Consider the following 20,822-nt stretch of genomic DNA (forward strand, 5'->3'; position numbering starts at 1 on the left):
TTTGTAATCCTGAAATTGATTTACTTTTTTCCTTCATTTTTGATTGTTTTTGTGTAAACCTATTTTAGGACAAGACAGAAATCCAAAGGATCAAAGGTCGTGAATCGATCTTTGATGTGCTACGCTGAGGGCAATCGAAGGTGCTGCATTGAGCAATGTCGAAGTGGAGGGAAGACGAATGCTGTGAGGTGATGGGCATTCAGGAAGGAGAAGTCGATGTCTCCCTGCTAAGGTAGGATTGCAACGACTAGGGATTTGTCACACTTTTTGCCCAATTTATCACAATATATCATTACAAAAAATGAAAATATATGATCTCTTCATGTCAGAAGATTGACAATGCAAAAAGTCCGCCAAATCAACATTGTTTGTTGCCAATACCGTGGGTTTCACCCACGGCTATTAGACTGCGTCCTTTCAGGACTTTTCACTGAACATAAACAAATAGTCAACAAGTATTTACCCCGTTTAGATGATAAAACAGATCAACATTTCGATCCTAATGGCTTTTTTACACTTATTGCCCAGTATCTCTTATGTCCCCCGCTGGCGGGCTGACTGAGCATAGTTGTCCGTAGGACAACCAAATGCCGTAAATCGGCATTTGGCGAAGATGACCGAACAAAATGCGCAGCATCATTGATCCTTAATGGATCAATGGTGAGGGAACCGGAGCCACTGTGCTCCGGGTGGGTGAGGTGTATAAAGTATACAATAATGTTGATTTGGCGGGGTTTTTGCCAAATTAGAATAAGTTGGTCATTCTATCTACTGACAATATCACTATCCTTTTTATAATATATGATAGCAAAAATCATGACAAATCCATGGGAATACATCAGAGATTCAGATCAAAGCCACAGATTATCGAATGACGAATTATGTTGCAGTGTTGCCGGAGTCAGTGGCTAACCTAGCCGGAACACGGAAACTATTTACCACCAAATCTAAGTAATCATACCTGAGGTAGTGGTCAAAAACCTAACGAAATACGGTGCAGTCAGGCCTCATCACTGTGGTGTCAATTTCTAAACCGCTATTTTATTGAAGGGTGAAATCAAGTTGACAGCTGTTGATATTATTGTATTCTCGTCGCAGCGCAGTGGGCATCCTACCCACCCGAGGTGCAGTGACTAAAAACCTAACGAATTATATTGTTGTCACGCCTCGGCACAGTGGCCTCGGTTCCTTCTGGCTTCCCCACCCACGACACAGTGATCGTGGTTCCTTCATCAAAGGTCGATTTACGACCTTTGGTACTTCGTACTATATTCAGTCATATTAAGGACATTTGGTTGCCCATAGGGCAACTTCACTCAGTCATGCTCGTTCATTTTAAAATGCATTTGGTATTAAATGGTTAAAAGTCTATTTTTAGTTTTTATATTTTGATCCTAAATTAAAATTTGAAATCTATGTCGCGCAATTTTGTATCAAGCCTAATTTTCATATTTGTATTGTTCGTTTTTGGAGCTCATGCAGAGGTGAGGCCAGCCCAAATATTCAGTTCGAATATGGTGTTGCAGCAGGGACTAGAAAATAAAGTTTGGGGCTGGGCAGAATCCGGCGAGTCCGTTACTGTCGAATTGAATGGGAAGAGGGTGAGTGTAAAAGCTGGAGAGTCTGGAAAATGGCAGGTGAAATTGCCCGCAATGGATTATGGTGGGCCCTATACGATGACCATTTCAGGGGAGAATAAGGTGGTTTTTGAAAATGTTATGATCGGAGAAGTTTGGATCTGTTCCGGTCAATCCAACATGGGGTGGACGGTGGATAGAAGTAATAATGCAGAGGAGGAAATTGCCAATGCTAATTATCCTAATATTCGATTGTTTACGGTGCCTCGAAAAGTGGCTCAAACTCCTAAAGATGATTTGGATGGTGGAGAATGGATGACTTGTTCACCGGAAACTATTGGAAGTTTTTCAGCAGTAGCATACTTCTTTGGTCGAAAATTACATCGTGATTTAAATGTCGCTATAGGTTTGGTTAACGATTCTTGGGGTGGTACGGTAGCTGAAACATGGATAAGTAGTGAGACCATTGAAAAAGATGAGGATTTTCGAGATAAATGGCAAGAGCTTCAAGGTATTGATTTTGATAATTATGCTGAAGTTAAAAAAAATGAAATAGCTAAGATCTTTGGAGGTTTTCCCGAAAAGGATAAAGGAGAGGAGTTGGGATATATTCGATCAAATTACAATGATTCTCAATGGGCTACATTGACGGCACCCGGTCCATGGGAGGCTAAGTATCCAAATATTGATGGTGTTGGATGGTATCGTCAAACTATTGAATTGAGTCGAGAGCAGAGCGAAGAAGAAGGACTTTTGTATCTCTCTAGGATTGATGATATGGATGTTTGTTGGGTGAATGGAGTAGAGGTGGGGCGGACCAATTCTTATAGTGATTATCGAAGATATGTTCTTCCGTCATCCTTGCTCGTGGAAGGTGTGAATACTATAGTAGTAAGAGTGCTCGATACTGGAGGGGGTGGAGGATTGGTCGGCGATGGTGATGAGTTTTATCTTAAATTGAAAGATGAAAAAATCATGTTGGCAAAAGAATGGAAGTTTAAAATTACAGAAGTAAACACCAGAAGCTTTAAGGTGCAGCCCAATACTTACCCTACCTTGTTGTTTAATGCAATGATCAATCCCATCGTGGGGTATGGAATGAAAGGGGTGATATGGTATCAAGGGGAGAGCAATGCTTCTAGAGCGAAGCAATATCAGCGTATATTTCCGGATTTGATTAAAGATTGGAGAAATCATTGGGGACAAGGCGATTTTCCTTTCCTTTATGTCCAATTGGCCAACTTTCAAAAGCCTGTAAATACACCATCTGAAAGTAGCTGGGCCGAATTGCGGGAAGCGCAAACCATGACATTAAAACTCCCTAATACAGGTATGGCTTCTGCTATTGATATTGGAGAGGCCGGTGATATTCATCCTCGGAACAAGCAAGATGTGGGAATGAGATTGGCGCTGGCTGGCTTAAAGGTTGCCTATAAAAAAGACTTGGTCTACAGTGGTCCCATGTATAAATCTATGAAAGTCAAGGGGGATAAAGTGATTGTCACATTTAATCAAACTGGATCTGGATTAGAGGTGAGAAATAAATATGGCTACGTGAATGGATTTTCGATTGCCGGAACCGATGGTCGTTATCATTGGGCCAAAGCATATGTAGATGGAGATAAAGTTATAGTCTTTTCTCCTAATGTTACACATCCTATAAATGTGCGCTATGGATGGGCGGATAATCCAGATGACTTAAATCTATACAATAAGGAAGGGTTGCCTGCGAATCCATTTAGATCGGATCAATAAAATCGTAGCGTATTTTCTTATTTATGTTTGTTTTTTGGTTGAAAACCATTGACCTGTGTCATCTGTGTGAATTAGTGAGAACATCTTGGAATGGTTAAGGTCTTATGTTGATCTCATTTCAAATGAATTTTTAATTGACGGTAATATTTTGATTTATTGTAGAGACTTGATTGAAGGAAGCTCTGTCATTATAAAATGTAATTCGTATTAAATTAGAATAGTATTCTAATTCGGTACAATTTTTTCAATCCAAATTGACTCATATCGTTCAATTTTATATCTGTTTTGCGGGTAAGGTTAGCTGTTAATTGAGGTCAATATTTCTCATTTATGATAGATTTTTCTGTTCAATAGACCAGTCTTTGCATTATTAATATCTAGTTGTTTGATGTTGACTGGTCTCTTATTTTAGGTGGTTGTGTTTTTGAGAAATTTATATCTGAAATGTAAATGGGCAAAATTATTACTGATTTTATAGTGAATAAATGTTGATTCTTGATTTTAGGTGTTCAAAAGACGCTTAATGAGAAATTCGACCCAGTCTATTTCTTCATTTAAGATTTATTTAACAAATTGACTTTTGGTCAGAATTGTACTGGTATTTTATTTTCATGCATTGATGCTATATTAATATATCATTTTGATATATATGAAAGTCGTTAAATTATATATGGTTGTGCTGTGTTTTGCGTGTTTGGGTAGTCGTATTATTTGACATCTTGTCAAGTATTGTCGTGATGTTAAAATTTATTGTCATTTTCTAAATTCGATCCGTTGTTAATTCTAGAAAATCCATGCAGGGTAATTTAATTCTTGTATATATTTGGCAATTACTAGGATGTGTTTACTAATAATTCTCGAATCATTTATTATTGTAAAATATAGCTTAGTGTATTACTGAATTTAAAATGTATTAATTAAATGTTATGAAAATGAACAACTTACCAAGGAAGGAATACAAGTTGCGCTATGCAAAATTCCAACAAATTATTTTATTAATTCCTCTATTACTCTTTTCGATGACGGCCAGTGCCCTGGTCAATGTCAAAGGAAGTGTTGCTGACGAAGCTGGACAATCATTGATTGGCGTTAATGTCCAGGTTAAGGGAACATCGAAGGGTACAGCTACTGATTTTGATGGTAACTTCGATCTCACCGGTGTAGATGAAAATGCGACTTTAATCTTTACATATATTGGCTATGTAACGCAGGAAGTATCCGTAAATGGCAAAACACAAATTGATGTGGTAATGATGATCGATGCGGAGACTTTAGACGAAGTCGTGGTTACTGCTTTGGGTATTCGAAAAGAATCTAAGTCGCTGGGTTACTCGGTGACCAAACTAGAAGGCGAACAATTCACCACAGTTAGGCAAAATAATTTTGCCAATTCATTAACTGGATTGGTCGCTGGGGTCAATGTGTCTGGTGTGGGTTCAGGTCCTGGTGGCTCGAGTCGTATAACTATTCGTGGAAATACTTCCATTGCCGGAGACAATCAGCCCCTCTATGTGATCAATGGCTTGCCCATGGATAATACTCAATTCGGAGAAGGTGGTAGTGAAGCACCTGACTGGGGAGATAATATTTCTAGTATCAATCCCGATGATATCGAAGAATTGACAGTATTGAAGGGAGCTACGGCTGCGGCATTGTATGGTTCTAGAGCAAAAAATGGAGCCATTATTATTACTACCAAATCAGGTAAAAGCCAGAACGGTATTGGCATTGCTTTTAATAGTAGCTCCTCATTAGAAGTCCCTTATTATTTGTGGGAACTTCAAGATGAATTTGGACAAGGATATGGTGGTCAGCGACCATTGAGTATTCAAGATGCTGCCAATCACGGTCAAAACCACTGGGGAGAGCGATATGATGGAGCTTCAACCATTCAATTTGATGGAGTTTCTCGACCGTATTCCTATGTCAAAGATCAGGTGTTAGATGATTTTTATGGAAATGGTTGGAATCTCAATAACAATATTTCCTTTTCAGGAGGCGGTGAAAATGGAACTTTCCGCGTTGGTTTATCTGATATGAGAAATCAAGGAATTATCTCTAATTCCAATATGAATAGAAATAATATTAGTTTGGGATTGACTCAAAAAGTAGTAGACAATATTACGATCTCCGCCAATGCTGACTACATCTCTGAAAATGTAAACAATCGATATGTCATAGGTGGTCGATCCAATGCGGCATCTTCTATCTTATATGTCAATTCTAATATGCCTACAAGCTCACTTTCACCAGGATATGATGAAAATTTTCAAGAAAATAGTCTAGGTACGGATCGAAATGCTACCAATCCTTATTTTGCTGTGAATAGAATGAGTAATGAAACTGAGAAAGATAGATTTATTACATCGATTAATGCTAAATGGGATATTCTTGATTGGTTGTTCCTTCGTGCAAAAGCGGGGCAAGATTTCTATACTTTCAAAGCCAATAATATTCGACCTGACGGTACGGCCTATCGTCCGAACGGACAAGTGGATGAAGTGGGCATGGAGTTTTGGGAACGAAACTTCGAGTTGTTGTTGGGTATGGATAAGCAATTGAATAGTGATTTCAATTTGGCGGTTAACTTGGGAGGTAACTTAATGTCTCAGTATAGATATACGACCAATATCACTGGTTTGGGTTTTGTCATTCCTCAGTTGCATGTGGTGAATAATACTTCTTCAAGAGAAACCAATACTGAGGTGTACAACAAGCGTATTAATTCGGTGTTTGCCACTTCAGAATTGAGCTATAAAAGCTTTTTGTATTTAAATTTAACCGGGCGAAATGACTGGTTCTCGACCTTAAATCCTGCTTCAAATAATTATTTTTATCCTTCTGCAGGTTTGAGTTTTGTGTTCTCAGAAGTGTTTGATCTTCCAAAAGCTATCGATTTTGGTAAATTCCGTGTCGCTTATGCTGCTGTAGGAGGGGATACAGATCCCTATAGATTGAATTTGACTTATGGCTTGTTGAATTACAACTATGATGGACGTTCCTTGGGTACGGTTAATCAGTTAGTTGTGCCTAATGCCAATTTGAGACCATTGAGCGTAAATGAGTTAGAGGCTGGTTTTGACATGAGATTTTTAGACAATCGATTGGGATTAGATGTGGCGGTGTATAACAAAGTAACGACCAACGATATTGCTACAGAAACCATTACGCCTACCAGTGGATATAATGGGGTTTCTGTGAATGTAGGGAAACTACGAAATAGAGGGGTTGAGTTCTTATTAAGAGGAACACCGATTCTTAAGAAGGATTTTTCTTGGGACATAACCGGTAATATGTCCTACAACAAAAACGTGGTTCTTAAAATTTCCGAAGATGCTAGTGAATTTGTGTTGCTCAATCACGGGAAGGCTTCTATTAAGTTGATTGAAGGCATGGAGTATGCTCAGATTGTAGGTAGAACTATTTTGAGAAATGAGGAAGGTCAAGATATTATTGATGAAACAGGATTGCCAATTGTGCCTACCGACGTGGTTACTTTTGGGTCTGGTATTCACAAGTATTCTGGAGGTATCATGAATAGAATCAATTACAAATCTTTCTCTTTATCCTTTTTAATCGATGGAAAATTTGGAGCTAAAATCTATTCAGAAACCAATTATGGCCTAGAGCATAGAGGAATGTCTTATCAGTCTTTGTTGGGTAGAGATAACGGAGTGGTATTGGACGGTGTGACAGAGTCTGGAGCTGTAAATACCGTGATGGTTTCTGCAGATCGAGTAAATAATAGAGCCATTATCGTGAGACGTAGAATTGCAGCTGATGATTACTTATATGATGCGAGTTTTGTCAAGTTGAGAAATATGTCTCTAACCTATCAATTCCCTAAAAGTGTATTGGAGCGAGCTGGCTTTATCAGCGGAGCGAGTATTTCTTTGGTTGGAAATAATTTGCAATTGTTGTGGACAAAGGCTCCAGGATTTGATCCGGATACCAATTTCACTGCAGGAAATGCACAGGGAATGGAGAATAATCCATTGCCACCGACAAGAAGCTATGGTTTAAACTTAAATCTAAAATTTTAATATCGTGAAGAATTATATAAAAAATATATTATACATATTTTGCCTTGGTCTAATGACTTTTAGTCTAGGATGTGACGGCAATTTTGAAGAAATAAATACAGATCCCAATGCGGTGACATCGGATCGGTTTAATCCTGCATATTTATTGACGACAGCTCAGGTGCAAACGGCATTGGCTAGTGAACACGTTGGTGGTAATATGTATTATTGTGAGGCTTTTGTCCAGCATTTTGCCTCTTTGAGTAATGTGGGTATTTTCAACTGGCATGGAGACAAGTATGTATTGCATCAAGGCAATAACGATCAGCTTTGGGAGTCAACCTATAAGATTGATAAATTGGTAATGGATGTGATTCAGGCGACTAAGGATAATCCAGAGTATCAAAATCTTTACAATATGGCCTTGATTTGGCGATCGCTTATATTTCATCGTTTGACGGATTTATATGGTGATGCCCCTTTTTCAGAAGCTGGATTGGGTTATTATGAAGGCATTTATAAGCCAGTGTATGATGCTCAAGAAAGTATATATGATCAAATGTTGAATCAGTTGGATGCTGCTGTTAATAATTTAGATGGTTCTAAAGATAATTTTGCAGCCTTTGATGTGGCATATGAGGGTGATATTAATAAGTGGAAGCGAATGGGGAATTCTCTGATGCTTCGATTGGCGATGAGATTGTCAAAAGCAGATCCTGCAAAAGCGGAACAGTGGGTTAAGAAGGCTTTTGCGAAAGATTTGATGCAAGACAATGCTGATAATTTGGCGATCAGAGGTACAGACCCTAATGGAACGGTGGAGGATTTGACAAATAAAGCGAGTTTAATGTTTTCGCGATCCGCTACTGGTCAGATTAGTGCTACGTTTTTTGATTATTTGGATGAAAGAAATGATCCAAGGTTACAACATATGGTAGCGGTGTATACCGATCCTTATGATGCAACAACGAAAAATGACGATCCTGAGATTCAAAAAGGCTTGCCCAATGGATTGGATCGATTTTCTTTGGTTGATGATCCTAGTTATGTTGCAGATCATCCCGCACAGGAAAATCAATATTCAACGCTTGATCGCGATGTATATGGAAAGTTGGATGGCTATAGAATGTTGTTGACTTATGCTGAGGTTCAGTTGTTATTGGCGGAAGCTGCATTGAGAGGGTGGATATCTGGAGATGCCAAGACTTATTTTGAGAATGGTGTCAAAGGAGATATGAAAAATGTGGCCAGTTATGAACCGACAGCTATTATTACCGATGCTGAAATAGCGACTTATTTGGCTGAAAACCCCTATGTGGGAGATGGAGATATGGAGAAAGCATTGGAGCAAATTAATTCACAGTATTGGGTGGCTACCTTTATGAATGGTTATGAAGCGTTTGCCAATTACAGAAGGTCAGGCTATCCAGCATTGGTTCCTATCAATTATTTAGATAATGAAACAGGAGGATTGAGACCGGGTAGATTGATATATCCAGAGAATGAGCCTGTATTGAATACTGCCAACTACAATGCTGCGGTATCGCGTCAGGGGACGGATAATTTTATCACTCATGTATGGTGGGATAAATAGTAATTCGTATAAGAAAGTGTAATAAAAAAAAGAGCCTCAGTTTTTGATAAAAAATTGGGGCTCTTTTTTTTGAATACCGTCCCAGGGAAATCGCGCTCTTCATTTTATTTGAAGAATAATCCTGATTTATTATAAAATCCCGGATATTTAAGATGCGATTCTGTAAAGCTCATTTAATTGAAATGTTCATAGAGGGCGGACTAAAATATTTCGTATAATTAAAAATAAATTCTGAATTGATGTGTAATTGCAAATGGAAATGGGGGCTAGCTTTTTTCGTATTAATCTTCAATATTAATCAAGAGAAAGTATATGCTCAGCATGTAAATCTTGCTGATAGTATTGAAGTTTTGTGGACGGGAGGGCAAATTCCAAATAGAGAAGATTTAGTACAAGTAGAAGGAGTGCAATTTAAAGCTATAAAAAAATATGAACCTGATATAGATGGATTTAAATTTTTGCATGGAGTTGCCATTGTAAATTTTAAAAATAAATGGTTTGTTTCATTCGGGCATAATAAAGGATTTGAGAATACCGCTGGAGAGGTCGCCAATTCAATGTTGGGTGAAAATTTTAATAGTATGACAAAATTGATTCCCGTCGGTAGCCCTTTGGATAATGGAGCTATAAGTCATGGGGTGTTTTATAAAAGTAAAAATAATCTATGGTCATTGATGGGGTCTTTTGAAGGAGAATTAGAAAATGTACATACTCGTGCTTTTAAATGGAATAAAAATAAGAAAGAATGGAAAGCAAAAGGAGTCATTGCAGAGGATGGCTTTTGGCCCTTACAAGAACCCATCCAGATGGACAACGGCAAGATAATCATGGCCGGTTTCTGTGTCGGTGGTAATAATCCTCCTGCCGTAGCGATTAGGTCAAGTAGTAGGGTGAATTCTAAATGGAAAGTAGTTAAAATTCCTACAAGTGTGAAAGTTTGGGGAGAATCTACCATTATAGTAGATGGAAATGAAGTGATTTTAATTTCAAGGTCAGGATTTAAAACCCCTAAAATGAAAAATTTGCCCCATCCTTTAGCATGGGTCGCTAGAAGTTATGATTTTGGAGAGACGTGGTCGACTTTAAAACCTAGTAATTTACCAATGGTGGCATCTAAACCCTATGCTGGAATCCTATCCACAGGGCAAAGGTATCTAATATCAACGAATACCAATAACTCTGCCAATGAAAGGAGTCCTTTGACCATTGCTTTGAGTAATCCAGGTAAAAATACTTTTACTAAAATCCTTAAAATCAGAGGTGGTGAAGTTGGAAATACCGATGTCGAATCTCATCCTAATGCGAAATTAGCTTACCCCTATGCGGTCGAATATAAGGGCAGTCTATATGTCGTTTATTCCAATGATGGAGGTAAGCAAGGTAGGCGAGGTGAGGGTAGGGAATTGTTTAATAATAATTCGGCCGAATTGGCAATCATCCCCATAAATCAATTAAATTAAATCCGGAGACAATGCATTTTAAATTAAAATTTGGAATTTTCTAAGTTTATAAATAGCCCTTTGAAAATAACGGGTTAATAATGATTATGTAAGATAATAAGATCTTGGAAATAATTTGATTGCTTCCTAATACATAGAATTAATTATTCAGTCATTTTATAATAAGAAGTTCTTTTTGATGTTGTCTAGTTCGTTTACTCGGTTAGAATAATATAAAGGTCAAAAGGATCAGACAACTAAAAGGATTTGGTATAATAAATACAATGAAAGCGGAGAGAATGATAAACTATTTAGGCCAGATTGGAAAAAAATATTAATTTGAATTAAATCTTATTTAAGGCCTAGAAAGAATTTCTCGATATGTATAATAAAATAATAACAATCATTTTTTTATTTGGTTTAGTGCTTTATAGCTGTGGAAAATCTAATTCTGACTTCACTCAGCCCAATATTGTTGTGATATTGTCAGATGATCAAGGCTGGGGAGATTTAAGTATTAAAGGCAATCAAAACCTCAATACCCCTAATATTGATAGAATTGGGAAAGAGGGAGCTCAATTAAATCGATTTTATGTAAGTCCAGTATGTTCACCTACTCGGGCAGAATTTCTTACTGGGAGATATCATTCTCGAATGGGAGTCTACCATACTTCTGCAGGTGGAGAACGAATGAATTTAGATGAAAAAACAATTGCGGAAGTGTTTCAAAATTCAGGATATGCAACAGCAGCATTTGGAAAGTGGCACAATGGTACTCAGTATCCATACCACCCCAATGCTAGAGGGTTTGAAGAATTTTATGGATTTTGTTCTGGACATTTGGGTAATTATTTTAGTCCTTTGTTGGATCACAATGGAGAGATGGTAGGTGGAGAAGGTTATGTGATCGATGATTTCACTACTCGGGCTATTGACTTTATAGATGCAAATAAGGAAAAATCATTTTTTGTATATATTCCGTACAATACTCCTCATACGCCGGGCATGGTCCCCGATCAATACTGGGATAAAATGGAATCAAAAGACCTAGTTCAATTTGCAGATAAAGGATTAGATGAGGATGTTCAATTGACAAAAGCAGCTCTGGCTATGTGTGAAAATATAGATTGGAATGTAGGGAGAATCCTTGAAAAATTAGAGAATGAAAATTTAGATAAAAACACCATAGTGATATATTTTTCAGATAATGGTCCCAATGGTTATCGATGGAATAATGGCATGAAGGGGCGCAAGGGAATGGTGGATGAAGGAGGGGTGAGATCTCCTTTGTTGATTCGCTATCCAGGAATAATCCCTTCTGGTATCGAAATTAATACTTTGTCGGGAGCAGTAGATTTACTTCCCACTTTAATGGATTTTGCGGGGATCTCCAATCAAAATTTGAAGCCCTTGGATGGAATTTCTATTAGATCCTATTTAGTCAATGAAGAAAAAGCAGTTGATGAAGAGAGATACTTATTTTCTTCATGGAAAAATAAGTCCAGTGTTCGAACGCAGCAATATCTATATACGTATGAAGATGAATTATTTGATATTGAAAATGATCCAAATCAAAAACATAATTTAGCAATGACTCAAAGCGGAGTACGAGATCGTTTAGCCCAAGTGTTGCTGAGCTGGGAAAGTGAAGTTGGATTTGACGAAATCGACATGGAGCGTCCTTTTACATTTGGTCACCCTAAAGAAAAATTCACCCAATTGCCTGCTCGTGATGGTATTGCACATGGAGGAATACAGCGATCAAATAAATTTCCCAATAGTTCCTACTTTACGAATTGGAAAAGTACTGAAGATAAGATTACATGGGAAGTTGACGTTTTGGAAAGCGGAAACTTTGAGGTGGATTTATATTATACCTGTGCAGAGTCTGATGTTGGTTCGGTAATCAAGTTGAGAATGAAGGAGAATTTTTTGACGGCCAAAATTGAAGAGGCATTTGATCCCCCTCTAATAGGAATCGAAGAAGATAGAGTCCCACGTATGGAATCCTATGTTAAAGAGTATAAAAAGATGACATTGGGAAATATTTTTCTCGATAAAGAAATTGGGCAGATTGAATTGCAAGCTCTGGATATCCCTGGTGAATCGGTTATGGATTTTGGCGGCCTAGTGTTTAGGCGTATTCCTTAGGGTTGCTTTGGATGTAAGTCTAAGTATTATTGTTTTGAATAGCACTTTAATTTAATTGATTTTTAAACTAAGAATGACAGAGAAAATAGTCCAAACTAGAGAGTCGTATTAGTTGTTTTCTCAAATGCATTATATTCTCATCGGATTTTTAAGTGAATATTGATACGGGTTTGTGTCTCATAAAGATCGTGGTCATGGTCGTAGTGAATGAATAATACAATATTAAAACTTATTTAGTATTTTTTTCAGGTCGGTGACGTGAATATAAAACTAAAATATTTTACTTTAGTCACCTTTTATTCCGTATTTGAGTGTTTTTACAGGTTAAATTGTCGAGATTTGGTGTAGTTGATGGATGTCGAGAAAAATTTATAGTTTCTACAAAGTACATAGTTCTGTCAAATGCATTTGGTATTAAATAGCGGTAAATAAAAATGATTTCTTTTTTAAGAAAATACAAATGAACGATATTATGAAGTTGACTAAATTGAATAAGTGGGTGGTGAGTATTACATTCATTACGCTTATTACTGGGTTGAATGCACAAGAAAAAATTAATGATGGAGATAAGGAGTGGTTTGAAAAGGAAATACTCGACAATCAAAAGCTGGGTGGATATAAAGGGATATGGTGGGGCCATGCTACTATGAAAGATCGTCCAAAATCTTCGAGTTATGGATCAAAGAAATTTAAATATTCAGGTCCACTTTCCTTTGCAGCCCCCCATACTGTTGCTCCAATGGCGGTATATGCACCTGAGGTTAATAAAACATTTTTTGTATACGGAGGAGATGTAGGTCCCCAAAAGCGATATTTATTGGCAATGGTATCATACTATGATCATGATAAGCACTTAGTACCTAGGCCGACCATAGTCAGAGATCAGCGAGGAGTAGATGATCCGCACGACAATCCCAGTATCACAATAGATGACGAGGGCTATATTTGGGTTTTTGTTGCAGGTCGAGGAAGAATACGTCCGGGACAAATATTTCGCAGTAATGCACCATATTCTATTGATTCATTTGAGCTTATTGTTGAAAGAGAGCAGACCTATTCGCAAATATGGCAAGTTCCTCAAAAAGGTTTTTTTCATTTAATGACGATGTATACCAATGGAAGAGAATTGTATTGGGAGACAAGCCGTGATGGCAAAGATTGGACGACTGAGACTGATAAAGATTTGAAGAAATTAGCTGGTTTCGGTGGGCATTATCAAGTGAGTAGGGTAGATGGAAATACCATTGGTACAACCTTTAATTATCATCCAGATGGAAATGTAGATCGACGTACTAATTTGTATTATTTGCAAACCAAAGATTTTGGTGAAACATGGACTACTGCAGATGGAACTCCGGTAGAGCTGCCCTTGAAAGATAAGGTTAATCCCGCTCTGGTAATTGATTATGAAGCTCAGGGTAAGAATGCTTATCCAATTCAATTGTTATTTGACAAGGATGGTTCTCCTGTAATTTTACATCTTACGACATTTGGTGCTGCACCTGTATTGGAGAATAGGCCTATGCCGTGGAGAATTACACGTTGGAATGGCGAAAAGTGGGATTCTCAATATATTACGGTATCAGATCATGCATACGATGTGGGTTCATTGTTTATCAATGACGACAAATGGACGCTGATTGCTCCTGCATTGACAGGTCCACAGCCGGGGTGGAATGGAGGAGAGGTTGGCGTATTTGAAACTACCGATCCCGGCAATCCCGATAACGATTGGTGGCAATTAAAGAGGCGAGTTACGGTTAATAGTCCATATAATCATGGCTATGTTCGTCGTCCTCATAATCCCCAAGATCCGTTTTTTGCATTTTGGTCTGATGCTGATCCATCAGAGGACTCTGTTTCCAGAATATTTTTCACAAATTCTAGAGGAGATAAAGTTTATATGTTGCCGTATGAGATGGAAGGAGATTTTGCTCAGCCTATTCTTGTCGATCCTCCAGTGCCAATGAAAATAGAAGACATGCAATTGAGTAATACGAAATAAATTGATGGATGTTGATTTGTTGTTGATACACAAAGGGTTGTGTCTAAGGTGTTTTGGATTGAGATGTTTTTAATACTTAGAATGGTATAGAGTAGAAATGACTACCGTCCAAAATAAGAAAAAATGAAAAGCCCTGATGGGTGCACTGAGGTAAGTCGAAGTGGGCGATATATCTCCCGGCTGGTGAAGGGAAATTATTATCAGCCATTTTACGCTCCTTGTCTTGAAATACGAATTACATTTTATAATGACGGAAAAGATTTCGAGAATATTTGAAGTTTGACGAGGCTAAGAACACAGGCATAGCCGTAGCTACGGCGAGTATTTTAAACGAAGTAAAACTTCAAATAAATCGAAAGATTACCGTTAATTATAAATGTAATTCGTATAATAAGCTGTCAGAACAAGATTGATAAGATGGCAAGATATACACGATAGTCCTTGTAGTATTTAATGAGACAAGTCGAAGGACCTGCACTTGCAGAATCTCACTTGTCAATTTCGGAGCAGAAAGACTTATCATTTGAAAAACGGAGATTTGACTTACTCTCCCTTGGCAAGCCCATCCAGAGCACAGTGGCTCCGGTTCCCTCAAGACAATTATATTAATACTGTGACAAGTACTTAAACCTGTCAATTTAAATGCAGTGTCGTGACGAGATTACATAGGAATCGTTGAAAATATTTAGAAATATCACGCCTCGGCGCAGTGGCCTCGGTTCCTTCACCCAATCGACATTTAGTCGATTGGATACTTCGTATTTTGTTCAGTCATGCTCGTCCACATTAACCACTAACCATTAACCATTAAAAATCACCCTGCCCATACCATTGGAGCTATAAGGCTTATCAATATCAATACCAGATCGATGTCGGGATTAGTAGTCGATCGCAATTGTTTCATTGCTCGGTGTAGATGGTTGCGAACGGTTATGGGAGAAAGGTTGAGTTGTTCGGCAATTTTTTGGTGGGACAGGCCTTCTTTCTTGCTTAAATTAAAAATTAGTCTTTGTTGGTCGGGAAGTTGATTGAGTGATTGCTCTAGAATTTCGCGGTAATGGTCAGCTTCCATTTTTTTCTCCGCCTTAGGTGGTATTATATTGGAAGTTTGGTCCCAATAGTAATACAGATATTCTTTGTATTTTTTGTCGTGACTGGCCTTTTTTAAATGGTCATAGGCTTTGTTTCGACACATTAAATAAATGTAATTGTTCCAATTTTCGACATTGGACAATTCATTTTGCTTTTGGATTAATCGCACAAATACATCCTGGGTCAAATCCTTGGCCAATTCCCTGTCACCAAGTAATTTAATGAAAAACCCATAGCATTTATCGCGATAAGCTATGAACATTGATTGTATATCAATCGGATTATCCATTCACTTTATTGTATTTTATTGTGTCTACAAAGAACGAAATATTCTGGTAAAAATAAAAATTAAATATTTTTTTATTAACCAATGGTACGAATTTAAAAACGAGTCGTCCTATACTATGACAGTTTTTATTAGGGGTAGTTCTTGTAATTTAGGTTATAATTTTTGTTAAGAATAAAGCGATTAAGTGAATAATAATACGGAAAGAATCAAAGAATTAATGCAAAAGTACATCGATCGATCGAGTACCAACGCTGAACGCGATGAGCTTTTGCAATTAATCAAATCCAGTCAAGACCCTAGTGCTGTTGATGGAATTTTGAGTGGAACATGGAAGGATATAGATGGATCTGAAGTGTTGAAAGACCTTCAATGGCAACATATCATAGAAGCGAGCCAGAAGGAAAAGAGACAAAAAACCGGTAATGTTTGGCATATGATCGGCCGTTGGTCAGCTGCGGCAGCAGTCATCCTATGTATTTACTTTGTTGTACAAGGTAGAATTGAAACTGATGATTGGTTGGTATATGAAACAGGTTATGGCGAAAAATTGGATTTGGTTTTAGAAGACGGAACAGCAGTTAGTCTCAACGCCAATTCAAAATTGTCGTGGAATAAAAGCTGGAGAAAGAAAAGTCTGCGCCAAGTTGATTTAGAAGGGGAGGCCTTCTTCGATGTATCTCATCTCGATAGACAAGGAAGGTCTTTGGAATTACAACCAAAAGATAAAAAACGGAAAAAAATGCCTTTTGAGGTATATACTTCCGATTTAACCATTCAGGTGTTGGGGACAACTTTTAATGCCTCTGACAGACGGGGTAAAACAGAAATATTCTTAGAAAGTGGATCAGTGGTATTGTCGTTGAAAAAAACATCTACAGGACCATCATCTCAATCTAATTCTCTTAGAAAGAAAGATCAATATCAAATTGATGAAATGATAGGTCAAAACAGTTCAAGCAATGAACATGGTGCCAATGTAGTCTATATGGAGCCGGGAGATTTTGTGCAATACACTCGGGGAAAGTCATTTTTGGTTGAAAAATCTGATTTAGGCATGGATAATCATTTGGAGTGGAAGGAAGGTACTTTAAGCTATCGGGACGTAGAATTTCGATCCATGCTTCAGAACTTAGAAGATATATACGGAAAGACCTTCCTAGTCGAAGACGAGAATTTGTTAAGTACGCGGGTCGAATTCGGTGTGCCTTACGAAGATTGGGAAACGGTGACCCAGATGATGGAATGGATGCTGAAGATTGATATTGAAGAAATAGGAAATAATCAAATACGAATAAAAAAACGGAAAGGGAATTAATCAGTGGAAATACCTTCTAGGTAGATTGAGAGAAATTTGAGGGAAGGACTCTCAATCTTGTTCTTAGCTGTTAATGCCCTATCCGAACTACTTAATTTATTAACAATTAAAATTGCTAACTCAACCATGAAGTTAAGAAAATTATTTTTGATAAAGCAAAAATTCAAAATGCTTACAGTTGCCATTTTGTTTATGGTATTCCAGTTGCCCAATGCGGGAAGTGCTGAATCTCATATGGTAAATGATGTTCAGCTCGAGGAGGCTTTTTATCAGATAGGCCAAAAATACAGGGTGTTTTTTAACTATGATCGGGCGATAGCGTCCAATATTCGTGTGGAATACCATGATGATCAACACACTACCTTGGAGGAATCTTTGTCCTTTGTATTGAAAAACACCAATCTGAATTACAAAATCTTTGATGAACGATATGTGGTAATATATCAAAACGATGAAGCGGGATTGGCTTCCTTAAAGAAGATGATAAATCACTTTCAAGGTATAGTCGATGAAAAAGAATTGATTCGATCTCGGAAAACAGAATTATTACAGCCGCTGTATTCGTTGTCTAATTTAGAACTCAATCGGAGGCGTGTGGTCAACAATATTTCTGGTGTAGTCACCGATCAAAATGGTCAATCTTTAATTGGTGTCAATGTATTAGTGAAAGGAAGTAGTCAAGGAACGGCCACGGATTTTGATGGGAGATTTGTATTGACTGATGTTAATGAGAATGCCATCTTAGTTTTCTCATACATTGGATACCAAAGTCAAGAAGTGGCTTTAAATGGTCGGTCCAATATCAATGTTACCCTTATTGAAGATTCACAGACCCTAGACGAAGTTGTTGTAGTAGGGTATGGAACACAGAAAAAGGTAAATGTTATTGGTTCTGTTTCTCAAATTAGTTCGGAGGATATTGAAAGTCGGCCCATTGCAAATGTAAGTCAGGGACTTACTGGACAAATGACAGGTGTAACAGTAATACAACGTTCTGGGAAGCCAGGTTCCGATGGAGGTACAATTAGAGTTAGAGGAGTAGGTTCTTTCGGAGCATCTCCAAGTGCATTAGTTTTGATAGATGGTGTTCAAGGAAGCTTAAATGATGTTAACCCAAATGATATTGAATCTGTTTCTGTATTAAAGGATGCTTCTTCAGCTGCTATTTATGGGGCGAGGTCTGCTAATGGAGTAATATTAATAACAACAAAGAATGGCAAATCAGAGGAATTTAAAGTAAAATATTCAGGATTCTTAGGCGTTCAGTCACCCACAGAATTACCTGATTTTGTAAATTCTTGGGAATATGCCGAAATGTTTAATATTGCTTCTGGAAGCAATACTTATTCAGCTGAAGATATAGCAAACTATAAATCGGGATTAGATCCAGATAATTATCCCAATTCCGATTTCCTACGGGAGGTGATTTCTAGGAATGGGATTCGAAATAATCAAAATATATCAATGTCTGGAGGGAAGAAGGGCACTAAATATTTTTTATCACTTGGATATCTAGGTCAGCAGGGAATAGTGGAAGAAAATTATTTTGATAGGTATAATTTGCGATTAAATACAGAATCGGAATTAAATTCAAAATTAACATTAAAAACTCAAATGTATGGAGCTACCTCTAAACAAAATGAACCTATACCAGGTCCTAGAGCAGGAGGTGGTCTTGAAGCATTATTGTGGAGAGCATTAAGACAAAATGCTACTTCATTGGGACGCGCTTCGAATGGTGATTTTGGAATAGGATCTGCTGGAGAAGGGACAGCTATTTCTTGGATCGCTTCTGAAACTTTTTTATTGGAATCTAATAAGAATGCTGGAGTAAATATGGAATTGGTGTACAGTCCAATCAAAAATTTGATGCTGTCAGCAAAGGGAGGATATAAGTTTGATATTAATGATGGTAGAACATTTAGAGGATCACATCAACTTACACCGACCTATAGGATTAATGAATCCAATTTAAATCAGAGAAGAAATACAGTTACGTATCAAACTGTGCAATACATAGCGGAATATGAAAAATCATTAAATAAAAATTTTGTAACGATACTGGGTGGTTACGCTTTTGAAAAACAAGAAAATGAAGATTTTAGTGGCTCTCGGCAAGATTTTCCTAGCAACGATTATATTGTAATTAGTGCAGGTGGGGCGGATATTCAAAATGTCTATGGCAATGATTTCGGATGGGCAATATAATCCTTTTTTGGTAGATTAAGGTATAATTATGATGAAAAATACTTGTTAGAGGCTACCGTACGACACGATGGATCATCAAGGTTCCCTAAAACTCAAAAGTATGGTACATTCCCTTCTGCTGCGATAGGATGGCGTATATCTGAAGAAGAATTTTTCAACCCCGTTTCAAAAATTGTCTCAAGTTTAAAGTTGAAAGCTTCTTTGGGTGTTTTAGGAAATCAGAATATCGGAAATTATCCCTATCAGAATACACTTTCAACAGGCTTTAATTATCCATTTGGAAGTGGATTGACAACTGGGGTTGCAAGGTCTACTTTTAAAGATCCAACAATACATTGGGAAACTACTGAAACAAAAGATTTTGGATTTGAATCCACATTTTTTAATCATAAGCTTGAATTTAATGCGACTTACTTTAATCGTGTTACCTCAGATATTTTATTTCGACCATCTGCAAGTGTTTCCAGTATTTTAGGTTTAGGAATAAGTGAAGTTAATACAGGTAAATTGAAAAATACAGGGTTTGAATTTGAATTAATGCATAATAACTCTGTTGGAGATTTTAGATATAGTATTCAGAGTAATTTATCTATTATTAATAATGAGGTTGTTTCTTTGGGTGTGGGAAATGTTGACTTACCTAATGGATTAGTAGGAAATGGTTCTACGTTGTTTGTTGGTTTTCCAATGTCTCTGTATTATGGATATAAAACAGATGGTGTGTTTTTAGATCAATCAGATATTGATAACTGGGCAGATCAATCTAAGTTAAATCCTAATCCTGTTGCTGGAGATATAAGATATTTGGATATAAATGGCCCAGAAGGTGTTCCCGATGGGATTGTTGATTCGCAATACGATAGAACGAAAATTGGTAGTCAAATTCCTAAATATACCTTTTCTTTTAATCTAAGTGCAAAATATAAAGGATTTGAGATTGCTGCTTTTTTACAAGGGGTTTCAGGCGTTAGTGGGTATTTAGATGGAGTGCCAGGATATGCCTTTTATGGAGATATTGCGAATCTACAAAGATGGCAGATGGAAGGAAGATTTAATCCTGAGTCTCCTACTCGTTATCCTGATTATCCGAGGTTGGAAGATATTAGACAAACAGGTGGTCCAAATACTCAATTGTCTGATTGGTGGGTTTTGGATGCCTCATATTTGAGGTTGAAGAATATTCAATTTGGATATACTTTTCCAAAAAGTCTAATCCAATCTATTGGTATGGATAATTTGAAAATATTTTGCAGTGCTGAAAATATTTTGTCTCTCAATAACTATCGTCAAGGATGGGATCCGGAAATTAACACCAATGGAAATTACTATCCTATTCTAAAAGTATTTTCTCTTGGGGTGAATGCTAGTTTTTAGT

8 protein-coding genes and 1 pseudogene are annotated in these 20,822 nt (G+C 37.3%); 8 read left to right on the plus strand and 1 reads right to left on the minus strand.

The window, feature by feature from the left end; all coding sequences use genetic code 11:
- Positions 1-1,415 precede the first annotated feature (1,415 nt).
- The 6 genes from LVD51_RS18480 (at position 1,416) to LVD51_RS18505 (ending at position 14,543) form a co-directional block, all read left to right on the plus strand.
- Positions 1,416-3,332 (plus strand): sialate O-acetylesterase, encoded by a 1,917-nt coding sequence (locus tag LVD51_RS18480; RefSeq protein WP_236972857.1) that lies wholly within the window; start codon positions 1,416-1,418, stop codon positions 3,330-3,332.
- 932 nt (positions 3,333-4,264) lie between these two features.
- Complete coding sequence (locus LVD51_RS18485; protein ID WP_236972858.1) at positions 4,265-7,375, plus strand: SusC/RagA family TonB-linked outer membrane protein; 3,111 nt, start codon at positions 4,265-4,267, stop codon at positions 7,373-7,375.
- A 4-nt stretch (positions 7,376-7,379) separates the two neighbouring features.
- A complete protein-coding gene (locus LVD51_RS18490; protein WP_236972859.1) occupies positions 7,380-8,948 on the plus strand; it encodes a SusD/RagB family nutrient-binding outer membrane lipoprotein in 1,569 nt (522 codons plus the stop codon).
- A 239-nt stretch (positions 8,949-9,187) separates the two neighbouring features.
- Complete coding sequence (locus tag LVD51_RS18495) at positions 9,188-10,408, plus strand: sialidase family protein (protein ID WP_236972860.1); 1,221 nt, start codon at positions 9,188-9,190, stop codon at positions 10,406-10,408.
- Between the two features lie 360 nt (positions 10,409-10,768).
- Positions 10,769-12,538 carry an arylsulfatase gene (locus LVD51_RS18500; RefSeq protein WP_236972861.1) on the plus strand — a complete coding sequence of 590 codons (1,770 nt, stop codon included), beginning with the start codon at positions 10,769-10,771 and terminating at the stop codon, positions 12,536-12,538.
- Between the two features lie 472 nt (positions 12,539-13,010).
- Positions 13,011-14,543 (plus strand): BNR-4 repeat-containing protein, encoded by a 1,533-nt coding sequence (locus tag LVD51_RS18505; RefSeq protein ID WP_236972862.1) that lies wholly within the window; start codon positions 13,011-13,013, stop codon positions 14,541-14,543.
- An 814-nt stretch (positions 14,544-15,357) separates the two neighbouring features.
- Here the strand turns inward: LVD51_RS18505 and LVD51_RS18510 are convergent.
- Complete coding sequence (locus LVD51_RS18510) at positions 15,358-15,924, minus strand: RNA polymerase sigma factor (protein ID WP_236972863.1); 567 nt, start codon at positions 15,922-15,924, stop codon at positions 15,358-15,360.
- A gap of 184 nt (positions 15,925-16,108) precedes the next feature.
- Here LVD51_RS18510 and LVD51_RS18515 point away from each other — a divergent pair, with 184 nt between their 5' ends.
- Positions 16,109-17,239 carry a FecR family protein gene (locus LVD51_RS18515; protein ID WP_236972864.1) on the plus strand — a complete coding sequence of 377 codons (1,131 nt, stop codon included), beginning with the start codon at positions 16,109-16,111 and terminating at the stop codon, positions 17,237-17,239.
- 480 nt (positions 17,240-17,719) lie between these two features.
- Positions 17,720-20,821 (plus strand): annotated as a pseudogene (locus LVD51_RS18520) (SusC/RagA family TonB-linked outer membrane protein).
- Position 20,822 lies beyond the last annotated feature (1 nt).

The sequence above is a fragment of the Membranihabitans marinus genome, from assembly GCF_021729155.1.
Taxonomy (GTDB): Bacteria; Bacteroidota; Bacteroidia; order Chitinophagales; family Saprospiraceae; genus Membranihabitans; species Membranihabitans marinus.

Excerpts from the sequence above, each read along its gene's own strand:
- LVD51_RS18480 (WP_236972857.1), top strand. The coding sequence starts at position 1,416 with ATGTCGCGCAATTTTGTATCAAGCCTAATTTTCATATTTGTATTGTTC.
- LVD51_RS18485 (WP_236972858.1), top strand. The coding sequence starts at position 4,265 with ATGAACAACTTACCAAGGAAGGAATACAAGTTGCGCTATGCAAAATTC.
- LVD51_RS18495 (WP_236972860.1), top strand. The coding sequence starts at position 9,188 with ATGTGTAATTGCAAATGGAAATGGGGGCTAGCTTTTTTCGTATTAATC.
- LVD51_RS18500 (WP_236972861.1), top strand. The coding sequence starts at position 10,769 with ATGTATAATAAAATAATAACAATCATTTTTTTATTTGGTTTAGTGCTT.
- LVD51_RS18505 (WP_236972862.1), top strand. The coding sequence starts at position 13,011 with ATGAAGTTGACTAAATTGAATAAGTGGGTGGTGAGTATTACATTCATT.
- LVD51_RS18510 (WP_236972863.1), bottom strand. The coding sequence starts at position 15,924 with ATGGATAATCCGATTGATATACAATCAATGTTCATAGCTTATCGCGAT.